This is a genomic window from Atopostipes suicloacalis DSM 15692, from assembly GCF_900129085.1.
GTDB classification, from domain to species: domain Bacteria; phylum Bacillota; class Bacilli; order Lactobacillales; family Carnobacteriaceae_A; genus Atopostipes; species Atopostipes suicloacalis.
Map to the genome: position 1 here is coordinate 57,462 of NZ_FQUF01000004.1, position 16,389 is coordinate 73,850.

The 16,389-nt window shown below is 34.8% G+C and carries 14 protein-coding genes and 1 other annotated feature; of the genes, 10 read left to right on the plus strand and 4 right to left on the minus strand.

What is annotated here, in order from left to right:
• Window positions 1-193: 193 nt before the first annotated feature.
• Complete coding sequence (locus tag BUB96_RS01585; RefSeq protein ID WP_234945770.1) at window positions 194-1,447, minus strand: toxic anion resistance protein; 1,254 nt, start codon at window positions 1,445-1,447, stop codon at window positions 194-196.
• Window positions 1,448-1,471: 24 nt separating this feature from the next.
• Complete coding sequence (locus BUB96_RS01590; RefSeq protein WP_143274250.1) at window positions 1,472-2,164, minus strand: 5-bromo-4-chloroindolyl phosphate hydrolysis family protein; 693 nt, start codon at window positions 2,162-2,164, stop codon at window positions 1,472-1,474.
• A 148-nt stretch (window positions 2,165-2,312) separates the two neighbouring features.
• On the opposite strand from BUB96_RS01590, the gene BUB96_RS01595 reads away from it, so the two are divergent.
• From BUB96_RS01595 to BUB96_RS01605, 3 genes are read left to right on the plus strand one after another with little or no spacing between them, the layout of a single operon-like run.
• A complete protein-coding gene (locus BUB96_RS01595) occupies window positions 2,313-2,879 on the plus strand; it encodes an NUDIX hydrolase (RefSeq protein WP_073295270.1) in 567 nt (188 codons plus the stop codon).
• Window positions 2,880-2,915: 36 nt separating this feature from the next.
• Window positions 2,916-3,158: a hypothetical protein gene (locus tag BUB96_RS01600; protein WP_073295274.1), complete on the plus strand. Its 243-nt coding sequence runs from the start codon at window positions 2,916-2,918 to the stop codon at window positions 3,156-3,158.
• Between the two features lie 24 nt (window positions 3,159-3,182).
• On the plus strand, window positions 3,183-3,890 hold the full coding sequence (locus BUB96_RS01605) for a 5'-methylthioadenosine/adenosylhomocysteine nucleosidase (protein WP_073295278.1): 708 nt from the start codon (window positions 3,183-3,185) through the stop codon (window positions 3,888-3,890).
• Window positions 3,891-3,974: 84 nt separating this feature from the next.
• Here BUB96_RS01605 and ald read toward each other — a convergent pair whose 3' ends face one another.
• Complete coding sequence (ald, locus tag BUB96_RS01610) at window positions 3,975-5,090, minus strand: alanine dehydrogenase (RefSeq protein ID WP_073295281.1); 1,116 nt, start codon at window positions 5,088-5,090, stop codon at window positions 3,975-3,977.
• A gap of 368 nt (window positions 5,091-5,458) precedes the next feature.
• Between ald and BUB96_RS01615 the strand changes: the two genes are divergently transcribed.
• Window positions 5,459-6,373 carry an aldo/keto reductase gene (locus BUB96_RS01615; RefSeq protein ID WP_073295285.1) on the plus strand — a complete coding sequence of 305 codons (915 nt, stop codon included), beginning with the start codon at window positions 5,459-5,461 and terminating at the stop codon, window positions 6,371-6,373.
• A gap of 300 nt (window positions 6,374-6,673) precedes the next feature.
• Window positions 6,674-7,279: a 30S ribosomal protein S4 gene (gene rpsD, locus BUB96_RS01620; protein ID WP_073295289.1), complete on the plus strand. Its 606-nt coding sequence runs from the start codon at window positions 6,674-6,676 to the stop codon at window positions 7,277-7,279.
• Between the two features lie 102 nt (window positions 7,280-7,381).
• Here the strand turns inward: rpsD and BUB96_RS01625 are convergent, their stop codons facing one another.
• Window positions 7,382-7,846: a GAF domain-containing protein gene (locus BUB96_RS01625; protein WP_073295293.1), complete on the minus strand. Its 465-nt coding sequence runs from the start codon at window positions 7,844-7,846 to the stop codon at window positions 7,382-7,384.
• Between the two features lie 282 nt (window positions 7,847-8,128).
• Between BUB96_RS01625 and BUB96_RS01630 the strand changes: the two genes are divergently transcribed.
• From BUB96_RS01630 to BUB96_RS01650, 5 genes are all read left to right on the plus strand, one after another.
• The gene (locus BUB96_RS01630) at window positions 8,129-9,847 is read left to right on the plus strand and encodes a septation ring formation regulator EzrA (RefSeq protein ID WP_073295296.1); all 1,719 of its coding nucleotides are present in this window, start codon (window positions 8,129-8,131) and stop codon (window positions 9,845-9,847) included.
• A 194-nt stretch (window positions 9,848-10,041) separates the two neighbouring features.
• Complete coding sequence (locus tag BUB96_RS01635; protein WP_073295302.1) at window positions 10,042-11,187, plus strand: cysteine desulfurase family protein; 1,146 nt, start codon at window positions 10,042-10,044, stop codon at window positions 11,185-11,187.
• 133 nt (window positions 11,188-11,320) lie between these two features.
• Window positions 11,321-12,541, plus strand: a complete 1,221-nt coding sequence (thiI, locus tag BUB96_RS01640) for a tRNA uracil 4-sulfurtransferase ThiI (RefSeq protein ID WP_073295307.1) — start codon at window positions 11,321-11,323, stop codon at window positions 12,539-12,541.
• A gap of 336 nt (window positions 12,542-12,877) precedes the next feature.
• On the plus strand, window positions 12,878-13,336 hold the full coding sequence (locus tag BUB96_RS01645; protein ID WP_073295310.1) for an STM3941 family protein: 459 nt from the start codon (window positions 12,878-12,880) through the stop codon (window positions 13,334-13,336).
• Between the two features lie 76 nt (window positions 13,337-13,412).
• Window positions 13,413-13,618: a binding site (T-box leader), on the plus strand.
• 124 nt (window positions 13,619-13,742) lie between these two features.
• Complete coding sequence (locus tag BUB96_RS01650; RefSeq protein ID WP_143274253.1) at window positions 13,743-16,376, plus strand: valine--tRNA ligase; 2,634 nt, start codon at window positions 13,743-13,745, stop codon at window positions 16,374-16,376.
• The last annotated feature ends 13 nt before the right edge of the window (window positions 16,377-16,389 follow it).

Consider the following 16,389-nt stretch of genomic DNA (forward strand, 5'->3'; position numbering starts at 1 on the left):
TTTGCTAAGTGAATTTTCACAGAACATTTCCAAGATAGAGAACTCTCTCATCTATTTTGTAATGTTCGTTCAAACGAGATGGAGTATTCCCTCAATTTTCAATCCCTTATTTCAACAAAAAAACTTCCTAAACAGCAACTTGCGTTACTATTTAGGAAGCTTTATTTAAAATCATAAGTCTATCGCTTAAAAATTAAAAGTTGTTACTATCTTTTTTAGGTTGTGCTTGCTGGGTCACTTCTAATAGTTGATCCCGTAATTGATCTTCCATAACAACCAGTTGTTGTTCAGCTTCACGGCGTTTTTGCGAACCTTCTTGTTGAATAGATAGCGTTTCTTGAAGGGTATCTATTAAGTCTGTTTGTGTTTTTTGTAACGTCTCAATATCTACAACGGCACGCTCTGTTTCTCTAGCAGTATCCACAGACGATTGTTTGAGCATTTCTGAATTTTTTTGTAGCATTTCATTCGTTGCATCAGAAACACGACGTTGAGCAGCAACCGCATCTTGCTTACGTAAAAGTGTAAGAGAAATGACGATTTGGTTTTTCCATAAAGGAATCGCTGTATTAATAGACGTTTGAATTCGCTCCGCAAGTGCTTGATTTGTATTTTGAATTAAACGGATTTGTGGAGCTTGTTGTAACGTGATTTGACGAGTTATACGCAAATCATGGACTCGTTTATCTAAGCGATTCAAGTATTGGTTTAAATCATTAACTTTTTGAACCAACATTTGATCGGGCGTTTCTTCTGCCTCTTTTAGAGCATTGGGAATAATTTCATTTTCCAGCTCTTCAATACGCAACTCTCCCGCTGCGATATAAATATTTAAAGCTTTATAATAATCTAAATTTTGATCATAAAGTTGAGTTAACATTTTATTGTCATCAAGTAACATGCTTTTTTGTTTATCTAACTGTAAAGCAATTTTATCGACTTGAGCACCAATTTTTTGGTATTTGGCAGTTGTTTCATAAATTGAACGTTTCGCACGTTTAAACATTTTTTGGATAAAGTTTTGATTTTCTTGAACCAGTTCATCGGGATTAGATTCCTCTAATTGAAACATTAAGTCATTGATTGAACTTCCAATAGCTCCTGTTTCTTGGTTTTGAACATGATTCAATACGTTATTAGAAAAATCACCAATCTTTTGCTGTGCAGCTGATCCATAGTTTAAAACTGAATCCGTATCTGTAATATCAATTTGCTCAGCTAATTGACGAGCTTGCTCTTGCTGCTCAGCAGGTAGGTGTTCAAACGTTTTTCCGGCTTGGCTTTTTTCTTTTGTAGATTCTTGTTTTTGAATGTCTAATTCAGGCATTGATTGAGGTGTATCAAATGGATTTTCTAATAAATCGTCAATCGAAGCCATAGAATCTGTATCTGACGTCTCATTGGTTTCGCTTTTTAATTCTTCTTCATTACGCTCTTTTTCCGGCATATATTATTACCCTTTCCAAATTTATTAGATTTCATCATCTTCTATATTAGAACCTTCACGATGGATACGACTATTTGCTAGCTCAACTTCATCCGCTAAGTCACTAATATCCGTTGAACGAAAACTTACATAATCTTCTGAAATTTGTCGACACATTTCATCAATTGTTTGTGCTGATTTCTCTAAAACATCAAAAGTTTGTTTGCTCTTGGCCTGATGTTGATTAATTTGTACGTATTTGCTTGTTAATTCAGCCAAACTAGGTAAGTGAACATATAAAAATTGATCCACTTCATGTAATCGATCTGGTTCATTGACTATATCCTTAAATAATACTTTAATCAAATTCAACGTATTATTTCGATTTGCTATAGCTTTTAATTTTCCAGCATGATTAATATTTTTTTCAATTTGAAGAATTTGTTCTTTTGCATTGTTCATTGTTTCTCTAAAAAATGCAATATCTTCTTCAGAAAGACCTTTTGATAAATAAAACTTTTCTCTTTCTTTTGAAACAGGCTGTAGATCTTTCTTGGTTTTTCTCTCAGGTTTTTGTTCCCCCATATATCTAGAATATAAACCAAAACCTACAAAAATTCCAATGATAATAGAAGGTGTACGATTTACATTAAAGGCTCCTAACAAAAAGACAACAAACACAACCGTAAATAATGCTAATAACAACATAACAAGATTGTTGGATGTTTTCTTATTCATATTATGCGACATCCTTTCTTTATTTTCATTATAATTCTACCATAAATATAAGCGAGGTTGCTCAGACTTTAGCACGATTTTATATTTAAATCATGAACTGTAATAAATAAATGTTATAATAAATAAAATAAGAGAGAGGGCGGATAAAATGAAATTCGAAGAAAAAATTGTAAAAAGAGATACGATACATGAAGGCAATATAACCACCTACCAATTATTGGATGTTATTTTACCAGATGGAAGAGAAGCCAAACGTGAAGTGGTTCTTCATAATGGCGCAGCAGCAGTTATTGCTTTTACAGAGGACCAAAAAATGATTTTAGTTCGCCAATATCGAGTATCTATTGGAAAAACAACATTAGAATTACCAGCAGGATTACGTGATGAAGAAGATCGTGATGGGATGACCACTGCTCAGAGAGAATTTGAAGAAGAAACAGGTTTACGTGCAAAAGATTGGCGTTTTGTAACCTCTTTTTATAGCACACCTGGCTATACCGATGAATTTTTAGAAATTTATGAAGCTCAAGGAATCGAAAATGTAGAAAACGCTCGAGAACAAGATGATGATGAATTTATTGAAGTCGTTGCTTTAGATTTTGATGAGGCTATGGATGCTTATTCAAAAGCTGAGCTATGTGATGCCAAAACAGTATTTGCTTTATTTTACTGGCAAATGAAACGGAACAAGGAAGCTCAAGAAGCGAACGAATAAATTTAAATAGATTTAATAAAGGTAGAGGATAAAGAAATGTCAAGAATGGAAAGAAAAAGATATGAACGGGACCAAAAACGAATAGAACGAAAAGAAAATGTTAAAATGAGTATTAAAGACCGAATTGAAGAATTTAAACTTAATCGCCAAGGCAAAACAAAACGTAAACGAACAGAAGTTATGGGACGTTATCGTCGAACAGAACGTGTTTTAACTGCCTTAATTGCGATCGTTCTCTTATCATTAATCATAACTTGGATTATTATCTTATTTTATTAATTCTATATTACAAGGAGTGAGCAATTGAAAATTGGAATTTTAGTAGCGATGGAAGAAGAAATCAAACGCTTGGCTGAAGAAATTACAGATGTAACGATCACAAAAATAGCTAAGCAAACTTTTTATGATGGAAAAATTCACAATACCCCTGTCACCATCGTTCAGTCAGGTATTGGAAAAGTAAATGCCAGCTTGGCTACGACCTTATTAATTCAAACATTTAATGTAGAGGTAGTGATAAACACGGGGTCTGCCGGCGGTCTGTTTGAAGGTTTATCAATTGGGGATTTAGTGATCTCAAAAGACCTCACATACAATGATGCAGACAATCGTGGGTTTGGTTACATCTTTGGACAAATTCCTCAGATGCCAAAACAGTACCATGCGGATGATTCTCTTCGAGAAATGATTGAAAAAGTAGTTGCTACTCAAGAGTGGTCTTTCCAAAGTGGATTAATTTTATCTGGGGATTCCTTTATCTCTAGTAAAGCAGAAATTACCAAATTGAAACATCATTTTCCAGAAGCTTTAGTGACAGAGATGGAAGGGACAGCAGTTGCTCAAATATGCTACCAATTTGATATTCCATGTGCAGTAATTCGAGCCGTTTCCGATTCAGCGGATGAAGAAGCAACTGTGAATTTCGACGAATTTGTTGTTCTAGCTGGTCAGCGATCAGCCGAGTTAGTATTAGCTGTGATAAAGGAGCTAGAGAAAAAGAATCATCAGTAGAAAATAAAAAAAGACCCCTGCTATTAGAGAAATACCTCTAATAGCAGGGGGTTTTTGATTTACATATAGAAATTTAAATTTCTATTAACCACGAATTAAGTCGTACATATTTGTATATTTGTAGTCTAAGGCTTGTGCGACACCTTTGTTCGTGACTAAACCTTTGTAGACATTTATACCGCGCATAATTGAACGGTTGCCTAAGAATGCTTTTTCTAAACCTTTATTTGCAACTTCTGCAATATATCTCATTGTAACGTTTGTAAGACCAATGGTTGCAGTACGTGGTACGGCACCTGGGATATTTGCTACTGCATAATGGATAACATCATGTCTTTTGTAAATTGGATCATCGTGTGTGGTTGCATGTTCGGTTGTTTCAAAGTTTCCACCTTGGTCAACCGCAACGTCTACTACAACGGAACCAGGACGCATAGATTTAACCATTTCTTCAGTAACTAAGATAGGAGCTTTGGCACCAGCGATTAATACAGAACCAATTACAACGTCTGCATCTTTTACAACTTGTCCAATATTGTATGAATTTGACATTAGTGTATCAATTTGTTGGCCAAAAATGTCATCAATTCTACCTAACTGTTCTTGGTCCACATCTAATATAGTTACTCGAGCACCAAGACCTAAAGCCATTTTAGCAGCGTTCACACCAACAACTCCACCACCAATAATGACAACTTTTCCGCGTTCAACTCCTGGAATTCCTCCGAGTAAAACACCAGATCCACCATATCGGTGTTGTAAGAACTGTGCACCTGCTTGAACAGCAAAGCGACCAGCTACTTCACTCATTGGTTTTAATAATGGTAATGTACCGTTGACTGAGATAGTTTCATATCCAAGTGCAGCTACATTATTTTCTACCAATGCATCCGTTAATTTTTTGTCATTTGCTAAATGTAAATAAGTGAAGAGAATCAAACCATCATAGAAATATTTATATTCTTCTTCCATAGGTTCTTTTACTTTCACGACCATTTTAGCTTTCCAAACTTCTGCAGGGTCTTCTAAAATTTGAGCACCAACAGTTTCATATTCATCATCTGTGAATCCTGAACCTAGACCAGCATTTTTTTCGACGAGTACTTCATGTCCGGCATGGATTAAATCACCAATATCCGCTGGGGTAGCCGCTACTCGGTTTTCGTTTGGTTTTATCTCTTTAGGTACGCCAATTATCATAATAATTTTCCTCCTGTGTGACTATTTAATTTAATAGGAATTTTTCCTATTAAATTAATGTATAACTCCTCCAGCAATATAAATATGCTGGAGATTGCGATTTTTGCCTCGCTTTTGATTATTTTAACACAAAAAATTGGTCAAGATAAAATGGTAGCATCTAAAAAGGCAAACTTTTTTCTGTTTATGGTTAAAAGTCTCATTTCTTTCCATCCTAATTTTAATCATTACACATAAAAATAAAAGTATTTAAGAGATATCTGTTGCAAGAAAGGTTACATATTTATAAATGTGATATTTTTTGCGAAAAAACAAATTTGAAGTATAATAAGTGTTAAGCGATTACATATTATGAGAGTAGGTTTATTATGAAGAAAGTTCGTTTTGGTACAAGTAATGAAAAAGTTGCTGCAGTTGGATTAGGACTTATGCGAATTCAAACAGCAGATAATCCTGTGGAAGTTCTTAATACAGCTTATGAAAATCAAATTGATTTTTTTGATCATGCGGATATTTACGGGCAAGGACAGAGTGAAACGATATTTGCAGATGCCTTAGAAAAGAGTGTCGTCAAACGAGAAGATATTTTTATTCAATCGAAATGTGGAATTGTTCCAGGGGAAATGTACGATTTTTCTAAGGAACATATTGTACAAGCCGTTGAAGGAAGTTTACAGCGTTTGAAGATGGATTATTTAGATTCTTTACTCTTACACCGTCCTGATACCCTAATGGAACCTGAAGAGGTTGCTGAAGCATTTAATAAGCTTGAAAGAGAAGGAAAAGTTCGCCATTTTGGAGTAAGTAACTTTACTCCTGGGCATGTTGAACTATTAAAAACAGCAGTCAACCAGCCTTTACAAGCTAACCAATTACAATTTGGCTTACTCCATACAGGAATGGTAGATCAAGGAATACATGCAAACCGGAATGAAAAAGCAAGTATAGATCATGATGGCGGGATTTTAGAATATTCTCGTATCCATAAAATGACCATTCAAGCGTGGTCTCCTTATCAGGGACCAGGGGATACAGGTGTATTTATTGATAATGATCTTTTCCCAGAGTTAAATACCTTACTGAAAGAGTTGGCCGATAAATATGAGACAACGCCAACGGGGATTAGTTCGGCCTGGATTTTACGACATCCTGCAGACATGCAAGTGATTATTGGAAGTATGAATTTAAATCGGATCGAACAAATTGCAAAAGCTTCTAATATTCAGATATCTCGTAAAGATTGGTATGCTCTTTATATGGCAGCAGGGAATGGACTTCCTTAATACTATCCTATAAATCAGTCAAATGATTTAAACAGAAGAATTCTACTAGTTAATTTAGTAAAATTCTTTTCTGCTAAATACTGTATAAAACTTTGACTTTCACTTATGGGTAAGATACAATAGTCGTTGTGTAAAATAATGCAGCAAGAAGTGATAACCTCGTCAACATTTTCTTACCACTTAGGTGAATGAGTAACCAGCGGCTGCAATTCGGTGAAAATTAAAAGAAAATGCACGGATTATTGAGCTTCCACTCGTTTCGTTATTTTACTCCAATTTAAAAATAATGGAGGAAATAAAATGTCAAGATTTACAGGATCAACATGGAAAAAATCACGTCGTTTAGGTATTTCTTTATCTGGAACAGGAAAAGAATTACAACGTCGTCCTTACGCACCAGGTCAACATGGACCTACAAGTCGTGAAAACTTATCAGAATATGGACTACAATTAAAAGAAAAACAAAAATTACGTTATCTATATGGAATGAATGAACGTCAATTCTTTAACTTATTCCAACAAGCTGGGAAAATTCGTGAAGGTGAGCACGGTACAAACTTTATGATTTTATTGGAACAACGTTTAGATAACTTAGTTTATCGTTTAGGTTATGCAACAACACGTGCACAAGCTCGTCAGTTAGTTAACCACGGTCATATTACAGTAGATGGTAAACGTCTAAACATTCCATCTTATACAGTTAAAGTGGGACAAGTTATTGGTGTTCGTGAAAAATCAAGAAACTTAACAGTGATTCAAGAATCAGTCGAATCATTATATGGTCGTCCAGATTATTTAGAATTTGACGAAGATAAATTAGAAGGTAAATTAACACGTTTACCAGAACGTGAAGAAATGCCAGCTGAAATTCAAGAAGCATACATTGTTGAGTACTATAACCGTTAATTCGGATAAATAATATAAAAAAGACTGAGGATATTCTCAGTCTTTTTTAATTGGAAATTTGCGAGTCCTTGATTTTTTTAAACTGGATAGGTACTTCGATAATTAGTTAGTATATTTTAAAAATATGTCTACGAATTTTTCTAACAATTCTTTTTCAACAGCACCAAATCGGTTTTTAATGGGCGCATCTACATCTAATACACCAATCGCTTTTCCATCTCTAATTAATGGCACCACAATTTCAGATTGACTAGCAGTGTCACAAAAAATATGACCAGGGAATTCAGTGACATCAGGAACAACAATTGTTTTTTCTTGCTCAAAGGCCGTACCACAGACGCCCTTTCCAGAAGCAATTCGAATACAAGCTACACGTCCTTGAAAGGGACCGAGAACTAGCTCTTCATCCTCTTCGTCCCACAAATAAAATCCAACCCAATTAATTTGGTCAAGTGTTTCATTCAAAAGGGCGGACGCATTACTCAGATTAGCAATCCAATTCGGCTCATCTTTCACTAGTCCTTCAATATGTTGTAAAATTAGTTTTTCGCTTGTTTTATTTTCCATGCCTCTACTCCTATAGTTGAAAATAATATTTTAAATAGTTTAACATACTTTGTGAGAAACCAAAAAATGAAAAATGTGCTTTTTTTTAGATGAAATGAAAAAACATTGTAAAATAAATGAAAGTTCTGAATAAATTTGTGGGCAAGGATAACATATCTTACATATTTTTGATATACTAGTGTTGATATGAAATACACAAAGAATATCATGTGTTTTCAGGTAAAAGATGACTTACTTAATCAAAAAATAGAGTGAATTAAATAGATGCTTGGGGGAAACGATATGAGTCCATTACAGATTACATTGATTATACTGATTGTATTGGTCGTTGTAACGGCTATGATTACATATTTTGTTCGGAATAATTATTACAGCCAAATAAATGAATTAGATCAAGAAAAAAATGATGTGTTGAAAAAAGCACCTTATGAAGAGCTAGAAGAGGTTTCTGAGCTAAATATTACGGGTCAATCTTATGAAGTGCGCAAGAATCTTGAAAAAAAATGGCAGGATATAGAGTCAATTAAATATCCTAAATTAGAAAATCATTTATTCGACGCGGAACAAGCGACAGATCGTTATAGACTACCTGAATCTAAAAAAAGCCAAGATGCAGCTAAAGCAGCTATTCAAGAAATTAATGCAGATATCCAAGATTTAAAAGAAGCTTTAGTTGGGTTAATTGAACGTGAACAAGCCAACCTAGAAAAAATTGATCAAATCAAGAAACGTTACCATGAAGTACGTAAATCTTTGCTTGCCTATAGTTTTTCCTTTGGACCTGCTTCAGAAAGTTTTGAACAAAAATTGAGTAAAATGGAGAATGATTTCACTAATTTTTCTGAATTTACAGTTTCTGGTGATCATGAGGAAGCCAATAAAATAGTAGAAAATTTACGCAAAAATATTCAGGAAACTGAAGAACAAATGGATGCCATTCCACCTTTACTTGAAAAAGTTGATGAAGATTATGGAAAGCAGCTTCTTGATTTACGAGAAGGTTACGAGGAGTTGATTGATCATGGGTATTTATTCCCAGAAGATACAATCTTAGATGATATCGAAACCCTAAAAGAAGATCAACAAACGATCTATACTTATATTCGAGACTTAAAGTTAGAAAAAGCCAGTGAAGCAATAGACACTTTAGCAGATAATATTGATGATTTGTATGAAAAGATGGAGAAGGAAATAGCAACGAAACCTCTTGTTCATAATCTAGCGGAAGATACGAAACGGGGAATTTATTATTTACAAGATGAAAACCGGCGCTTAAATCATGCGATTAATCGCCTTTCACAAAGTTACGTTTTAATCCATAATGAACCTTCCATTCTTGCACGATTAGAGAGTCAAGTGAAAGAATGTAGAGCAGATTTTGATAAATTCAATGAGCATTTGGTAGAACAGTCGGTTCCTTATTCAATTGTATATGATGCATTAGAAGCTACATTTAATCAGTTAGAAAACTTGAATGATGAACATAACAAAGTTTCAAAATATTTAGAAAATTATCGTCAAGAAGAATTAGACATTAAAGATGATATGCTAGATATGGAACAAAGTATGTATGAAATGAAGCGATATTTAGAAAATGAACGCTTGCCGGGTCTACCAAAAGATTATCTAGAACTTTTCTTTTCCACATCTAATCGAATTGAAAGTTTATCCGAAGAATTGTCTCGTTCAAAAATTCAATTAATTGAGATTCGTAAGATTCATAAAATGTGCCAAGAAGATGTAGCACAGCTTGAAGAAATGACAAAAGAGGTCGTGCGACAAGTGGAATTACTTGAACGTACCTCACAACGTTTGTATCGTTATAAAGATTCTCATAAAGGAATTTTGGAGACAATCCGTTACAGTGAATCTCTCTTTACAGAGGACTACGATTTTGACACCGCACTACGTTTGGTTCGTGAGAAATTAGAAAATGTTGATCCAGGTGCATATGATAAAGTTGTAGAAAATTATGAAAAAGAGAATGTTCAAGAAATTTAAGTCGATAGCTAGGACAGCTGTTATTTGCGAATGAAGAAAAACTTTTCCACTTCGTTAAATGACTTTGTGTCCTGGCTTGTTTTATGTAAGAGGACATTAATCAACTAATAAATATTCATTTAAATTGTTCAAAACAATAAAAATTTATGTTAATATGATCGACCGAATCGAGAAAATCAAAGGGTGTATAAAAAATGATTTATTTTGACAATAGTGCAACGACAAAAATAGCAGATTCCGTTTTAGAAACGTATAAAAAAGTAAGCGAAACTTATTTCGGAAATCCTTCGAGTTTACATCATTTAGGAGATCTGTCTACTCAATTGCTCCAACAATCTCGACTGCAAATTGCGAATACTTTAGGAGTAAAAGCAGAGGAAATTTATTTTACGAGTGGTGGAACAGAGGGCGACAACTGGGTAATTAAAGGAACAGCCATCGAAAAAGCTCGCTTTGGTAAACATATAATTACTACAAGTGTTGAACATCCTGCGGTATATGAATCAATGAAACAGTTAGAAATGTTGGGCTGGGAAGTTACTTATTTACCAGTTAACCAAGAAGGAGTCATTGCTGTAGAGGATTTAAAAAATGCGATTAGAGAAGATACTGTTTTAGTCTCGATTATTGCAGTAAACAATGAAGTGGGTAGTCTACAACCTCTTGAAGAAATTTGTGCTTTACTAAAAAATTATCCGAATATTCACTTCCATGTGGATGCTGTTCAAGCATTAGGCTTAATTGATCTACCTTTAGGGGGAAATAGTCGAATTGATTTTGCTGTTTTTTCTGGACATAAATTTAAAGCACCACGAGGGATTGGTTTTATTTATGCAAAAGAAGGTCGCCAATTAGCTCCTTTATTAACAGGAGGCGGGCAAGAAAAAAATAAACGCAGCGGAACAGAAAATTTGCCTGCTATAGCTGCAATGTCTCGAGCTGTTCGTCTAGTTTTTGAAGAAGTAGACCAAAAAAAATCCCACCTGAGAAATTTGCAAAAAAAATTAAGGGCATATTTAGAAACGAAAGAAAAAGTAACGATCTTTTCTCCAAAAGACCATGCTCCCCATATCTTATGTTTTGGAATTGATGGAGTTCGTGGAGAAGTGACAGTTCATGCGTTAGAAGAAAAGGATATTTATATTTCAACGACTAGCGCCTGTTCAAGCCGTGCGTTGGATGTTGATTCAAGTACGTTACATGCAATGGGAGTTCCGAAAAATGTTGCTGAAACAGCCAATCGAGTCAGTTTTTCAGCAGAGAATACCGAAGAAGAAGTTGAGAAATTCATGGAAAAATTTGATGAGATCCTTCATCAGTTTGAAGTAATTAATAGTTAGATTCTTTTCATGCGACGAAAGAAAATAAAGAGTGAGTACTTTTTAAGTCATTTTGGAACAAGAAAGAAGTTCGAAATGATTTGATTATTATAATTAATAAATGAATGTAGAAAAACTAGGAGTGAGATTAAAAATGAAACCGACACAATTAATGATTCGATACGGTGAGTTATCGACTAAAGGGAAAAATATTAATTTTTTTATTGATCGATTGGGCCGAAATGTAAAAAATGCGTTAGAGGGTTCTTACCCAAATGTAGAAATAAGTTGGTTTAGAGATCGAATGTATGTGGAGCTAAATGATGAGCCTTCTGATGAAGTAGTGGAAAGATTACAAGATATTTTTGGAATTCAAACCATTTCTCCGGTTCTTCAGGTCGAAAAAACATTGGAAGCTGCGAAAGAAGGAGCCATTGAGATTGTTCGTCCTTTTGTGGAAGAAGCAAAAAGTTTTAAGATTAATACTAAAAGAGCAGACCATGACTTTGAATACGATACGATGGAATTAAATCGTTCTTTAGGTTCTGCAGTGGCGACTACCTTTCCAAACTTTGATGTGAAAATGAAGGATCCTGATTTAACGGTTCGTACAGAGGTTCGCGCAGATGGTATCTATTTATCGGTTGAAACTATTCAAGCAGCTGGTGGTCTGCCTGTAGGAACAGCGGGTAAAGGAATGCTCATGTTATCGGGAGGAATAGATTCTCCAGTAGCTGGTTATTTATCTATGAAGCGGGGAATAGATGTTGAGGCGGTTCACTTTGCGAGTCCGCCATATACCAGTCCAAAAGCACTACAAAAAGCAAAAGATTTAACTGCGAAGTTAGCTCGATATAGTGGACAAGTCCCTTTTATAGAGGTGCCTTTTACTGAAATTCAAGAACAAATCAAGAAAAATATCCCAGAAGGCTACATTATGACAGTGACACGCCGCATGATGTTGCGATTGACGGATCTGATTCGTGAACAACGCGGAGGGCTTGCGATAATGAATGGAGAATCTTTAGGACAAGTGGCCTCACAAACTTTAGAAAGTATGCTGGCCATTAATGAAGTTACAGCAACGCCTATTTTACGACCGCTTGTTGCGATGGATAAAACGGAAATTGTAGAAATTGCGCAGAAGATTGATACGTATGAATTATCCATTTTACCTTTTGAAGATTGTTGTACAATCTTTACACCGCCTCGTCCAAAGACAAAACCAAATTTAGAAAAAGTGATTGAATATGAAAAGGCTCTAGATGTAGAAGGTTTAATTGAGCAAGCTATGGCAGGTTTGAAAATCGAAAATATCGGACCAGATTCTATCCAAAATCAGGTGGATGAAGAATTATTTGAAGGTTTACTGTAAAATATTTAAATAAAAGTGAAACCATACAAACTCTTGTTATATAGCTATTTAAAGCCGTTCAGTTTGACATTAATTCCTTTAAACTTTAATATTTTATACAGAGGTACAACAGAAAAGAAACTCTCAAGAAAATAAATACTCTCAAAACTTTATAATTGTTCAATGATAGGAAAGCAGAAGTGATTCGCTAGATGGTTTGATATGTTTTTGTAAAATGGAGGAGGCCATCATGAAAACATTGACCTACGATCATTCGAGAGCTGATTTATTTCCAATGGTGATTTTAAATTTTGTTATGCTTATGTTAAGTATTTTTTACTCTATTCAGGAATGTATATGGATTTCTCTTTATCCCTTTTTGGTCAAGCAACGAGTGTAATTATGATTATATGTGGTAGCATTGGTGTCCTCTTTTGTGGCTATACTTTCTTTTATGTTTTCCATCGATTGGTTTTCCCACAAGGGGCGTTAATTATTAATGATCGAGGAATTATTAATTTAACGAATGTCTTAGGCTCAAAAGAAGTTATCCCATTTGAGATGATGAAAGTTGCACAATTAGAAAAAATTCATGGAAAGCTGTATATCGGGATTAAGGTATATAACGAAGAAGAATATTTAGACAATTTGCCAATTTTTAATCGTATTTTACAAGAAATAAACAAGAAAAACTTTGGAACAAGCATAATTTCGATGAGTATCCCCACAGATTCCAGAGAGGGCATACCTCAAATCGTTAAGATTATAAATGAACGAATAGAAATTACAAAAGTACGTAAAGAAATGAATTGGTAAAAAGACATTAAATATTTGAATTTTCCAAAAAAAATGGTAAGATAAAGGCGTTCTAATCAGAAATTTACAATATAAAAACGAAGCATGGATCAAGAGGAGTAAGGTTTTTATTTATTGCAGAGAGAGGACATTCGGTGCGAGTCCTTATAAATAGAATCTGAAGGTAGCTTGTGAGCGAACTGGTGAGCAGCCCATTACAACTGCTAAGAGAGATATGTAGATAGTTATTTTTCTACATATAATTTAGGTGGTACCGCGAGTAACTAAGCATTCGTCCTTTAGTGGATGAGTGCTTTTTTTGTGTTTAAAAAAATGTTTCAAAGTTGACCATTGAATGGCAACTAAAACATTTATTCAAATAATAGGTTAAAAATAAGGAGTGATTATTTTGGCAAAAGAAACAGAAATGTCTACAAAATATCAACCAAATAATGTTGAAAAAGGGAAATATAAAGAATGGTTAGATCTTGATTTATTTAAAGCTAGTGAAGATGATCAATCTGAACCGTATTCCATTGTGATTCCACCTCCAAACGTTACCGGAAAATTACATCTTGGGCATGCATGGGACACGACACTACAAGATATTATAATTCGTCAAAAACGGATGCAAGGTTATGATACGTTATGGCTACCAGGTATGGACCATGCGGGGATTGCCACGCAAGCGAAAGTAGAAGAAAAACTAAGTGAAGAGGGAACGAACCGACATGAACTTGGACGGGAAAAATTCCTAGAAGAAGCCTGGAAATGGAAAGACGAATACTCCACAAATATTCGCGAACAATGGGGGAAAGTCGGTTTATCTCTAGATTATGCTCGTGAGCGATTTACGCTGGATGAAGGCTTGAATGAAGCAGTCACGAAGGTTTTTGTTGATTTATACAATAAAGGCATTATTTATCGTGGAGAGTATATCATTAATTGGGATCCAAAAGCCCAAACTGCTCTATCAGATATTGAAGTGGAACATAAAGACATCAATGGTGCCTTTTATCATATGAAGTATCCATTAGCCGACGATAGTGGTGATTATTTAGAAATTGCAACCACTCGTCCAGAAACAATGCTAGGAGATACTGCAGTTGCCGTTCATCCAGAAGATGAGCGTTATCAAGATTATATTGGAAAAACAATTCTCCTCCCATTAATGGACCGAGAAATTCCAATTGTAGAGGATAGTTATGTAGACCGTGAATTTGGAACCGGGGTTGTAAAGATTACACCCGCTCATGATCCCAATGACTTTGATATTGGAAATCGTCATGATCTGCCAAGATTAAATGTAATGAATCCAGATGGCACAATGAATGAAAATGCAGGAATCTATGCAGGACTTGATCGTTTTGAAGCGCGCAAAAAAGTTGTAGAAGACTTAAAAGCCCAAGATTTGCTTGTGGAAATCGAAGATATGGTTCATAGTGTTGGACATTCTGAACGAACAGGTGTTGTTGTGGAACCCCGCTTATCAACACAATGGTTTGTCCGTATGGATGAGTTATCAAAAAATGCATTAGAAAATCAAAAAACAGAAAATAAAGTACATTTCTATCCAGAACGCTTTGAAAAAACATTTGTGAATTGGATGGAAAACGTTCATGATTGGGTAATTTCACGTCAATTATGGTGGGGCCACCGAATTCCTGCTTGGTACAATAATAAAACAGGAGAGGTCTATGTTGGAGAAGACGCACCAGAAGATGTAGAAAACTGGACGCAAGATGAGGATGTATTAGATACTTGGTTTAGTTCCGCTTTATGGCCATTTACGACGATGGGCTGGCCAGACACAGATACACGGGATTTTCAAAGATATTATCCAACCGACACTCTTGTAACAGGTTATGACATTATCTTTTTCTGGGTTTCACGTATGATTTTCCAAGCACTTGAATTTACAAATGAACGTCCATTTAAAAATGTCTTGCTTCATGGTTTAATTCGAGATGAACAAGGACGTAAAATGAGTAAGTCTCTAGGTAATGGGATTGACCCAATGGACGTCATTGATGAATATGGTGCTGATGCTTTGCGTTGGTTCTTAACGACGGGTTCTTCGCCTGGACAAGATGTTCGCTTTAGCTACGAAAAAATGGATGCAGCTTGGAACTTCATTAATAAGATTTGGAATGCTAGCCGCTACGTGATTATGAATTTAGAAGACTTCACATTCGAAGACATTAACTTGGAAGGTGAAAAGACGCTTGCGGATCGTTGGATTCTTGCTCGACTAAATGAAACAGTTGCCCATGTTACCGATCAATTTGAGAAATTTGAATTTGGGGAAGCAGGCCGAGCCCTTTATAACTTTATTTGGGATGACTATTGTGATTGGTATATTGAAATGTCTAAAGAAATTCTGAATGAAGGAACTGAAGAACAAAAAATAACGACACGAAGTATTCTAACGTATGTATTAGATCAGACTTTACGTCTTCTACATCCAATTATGCCATTTGTTACGGAAGAAATTTGGCAACATCTGCCACATGAAGGAGAATCTATCGTGGTTGCTGATTACCCAGTTACTCATGAAGAATTTACAGACGATACAGCTCGTAACAATATGAATATGCTCATTGAATTAATTAAGGCTGTTCGAAATATTCGACAAGAAGTAAACCGTCCATTATCGAAACCAGTAGATATGATGGTTAAAGCTAATTCAGATGCTGAAAAAGAAATCCTTTTAAGAAATCAATCTTTCATTGAACGCTTCTGTAATTCTGAAGATTTAGTGATTGATACTGAAGTCTCTATTCCAAATGAAGTAAAATCTGCTGTAATAAGAGGAGCAGAGGTTTATTTACCTCTTGAAGGATTAGTAGATATTCAAGAAGAAATTGCTCGTTTAGAAAAAGAATTAGAAAAATGGAATAGTGAAATAAAACGTGCACAAGGAAAATTAAAAAATGAACGATTTGTTCAAAATGCTCCTGACGATGTAGTGCAAGCGGAACGCGATAAAGAGGAAGAATATAAAAATCGTTACCAATCCGTAGAAGAACAAATTAAAAAATTAAATAACTTAAAGGAATAACTTTCAAAATATA

Coding starts and splice junctions, on each gene's coding strand:
- BUB96_RS01585 (WP_234945770.1), bottom strand. CDS start 1,447: ATGCCGGAAAAAGAGCGTAATGAAGAAGAATTAAAAAGCGAAACCAAT.
- BUB96_RS01590 (WP_143274250.1), bottom strand. CDS start 2,164: ATGAATAAGAAAACATCCAACAATCTTGTTATGTTGTTATTAGCATTA.
- BUB96_RS01595 (WP_073295270.1), top strand. CDS start 2,313: ATGAAATTCGAAGAAAAAATTGTAAAAAGAGATACGATACATGAAGGC.
- BUB96_RS01600 (WP_073295274.1), top strand. CDS start 2,916: ATGTCAAGAATGGAAAGAAAAAGATATGAACGGGACCAAAAACGAATA.
- ald (WP_073295281.1), bottom strand. CDS start 5,090: ATGATAATTGGCGTACCTAAAGAGATAAAACCAAACGAAAACCGAGTA.
- BUB96_RS01615 (WP_073295285.1), top strand. CDS start 5,459: ATGAAGAAAGTTCGTTTTGGTACAAGTAATGAAAAAGTTGCTGCAGTT.
- rpsD (WP_073295289.1), top strand. CDS start 6,674: ATGTCAAGATTTACAGGATCAACATGGAAAAAATCACGTCGTTTAGGT.
- BUB96_RS01625 (WP_073295293.1), bottom strand. CDS start 7,846: ATGGAAAATAAAACAAGCGAAAAACTAATTTTACAACATATTGAAGGA.
- BUB96_RS01630 (WP_073295296.1), top strand. CDS start 8,129: ATGAGTCCATTACAGATTACATTGATTATACTGATTGTATTGGTCGTT.
- BUB96_RS01635 (WP_073295302.1), top strand. CDS start 10,042: ATGATTTATTTTGACAATAGTGCAACGACAAAAATAGCAGATTCCGTT.
- thiI (WP_073295307.1), top strand. CDS start 11,321: ATGAAACCGACACAATTAATGATTCGATACGGTGAGTTATCGACTAAA.
- BUB96_RS01645 (WP_073295310.1), top strand. CDS start 12,878: ATGGATTTCTCTTTATCCCTTTTTGGTCAAGCAACGAGTGTAATTATG.
- BUB96_RS01650 (WP_143274253.1), top strand. CDS start 13,743: ATGTCTACAAAATATCAACCAAATAATGTTGAAAAAGGGAAATATAAA.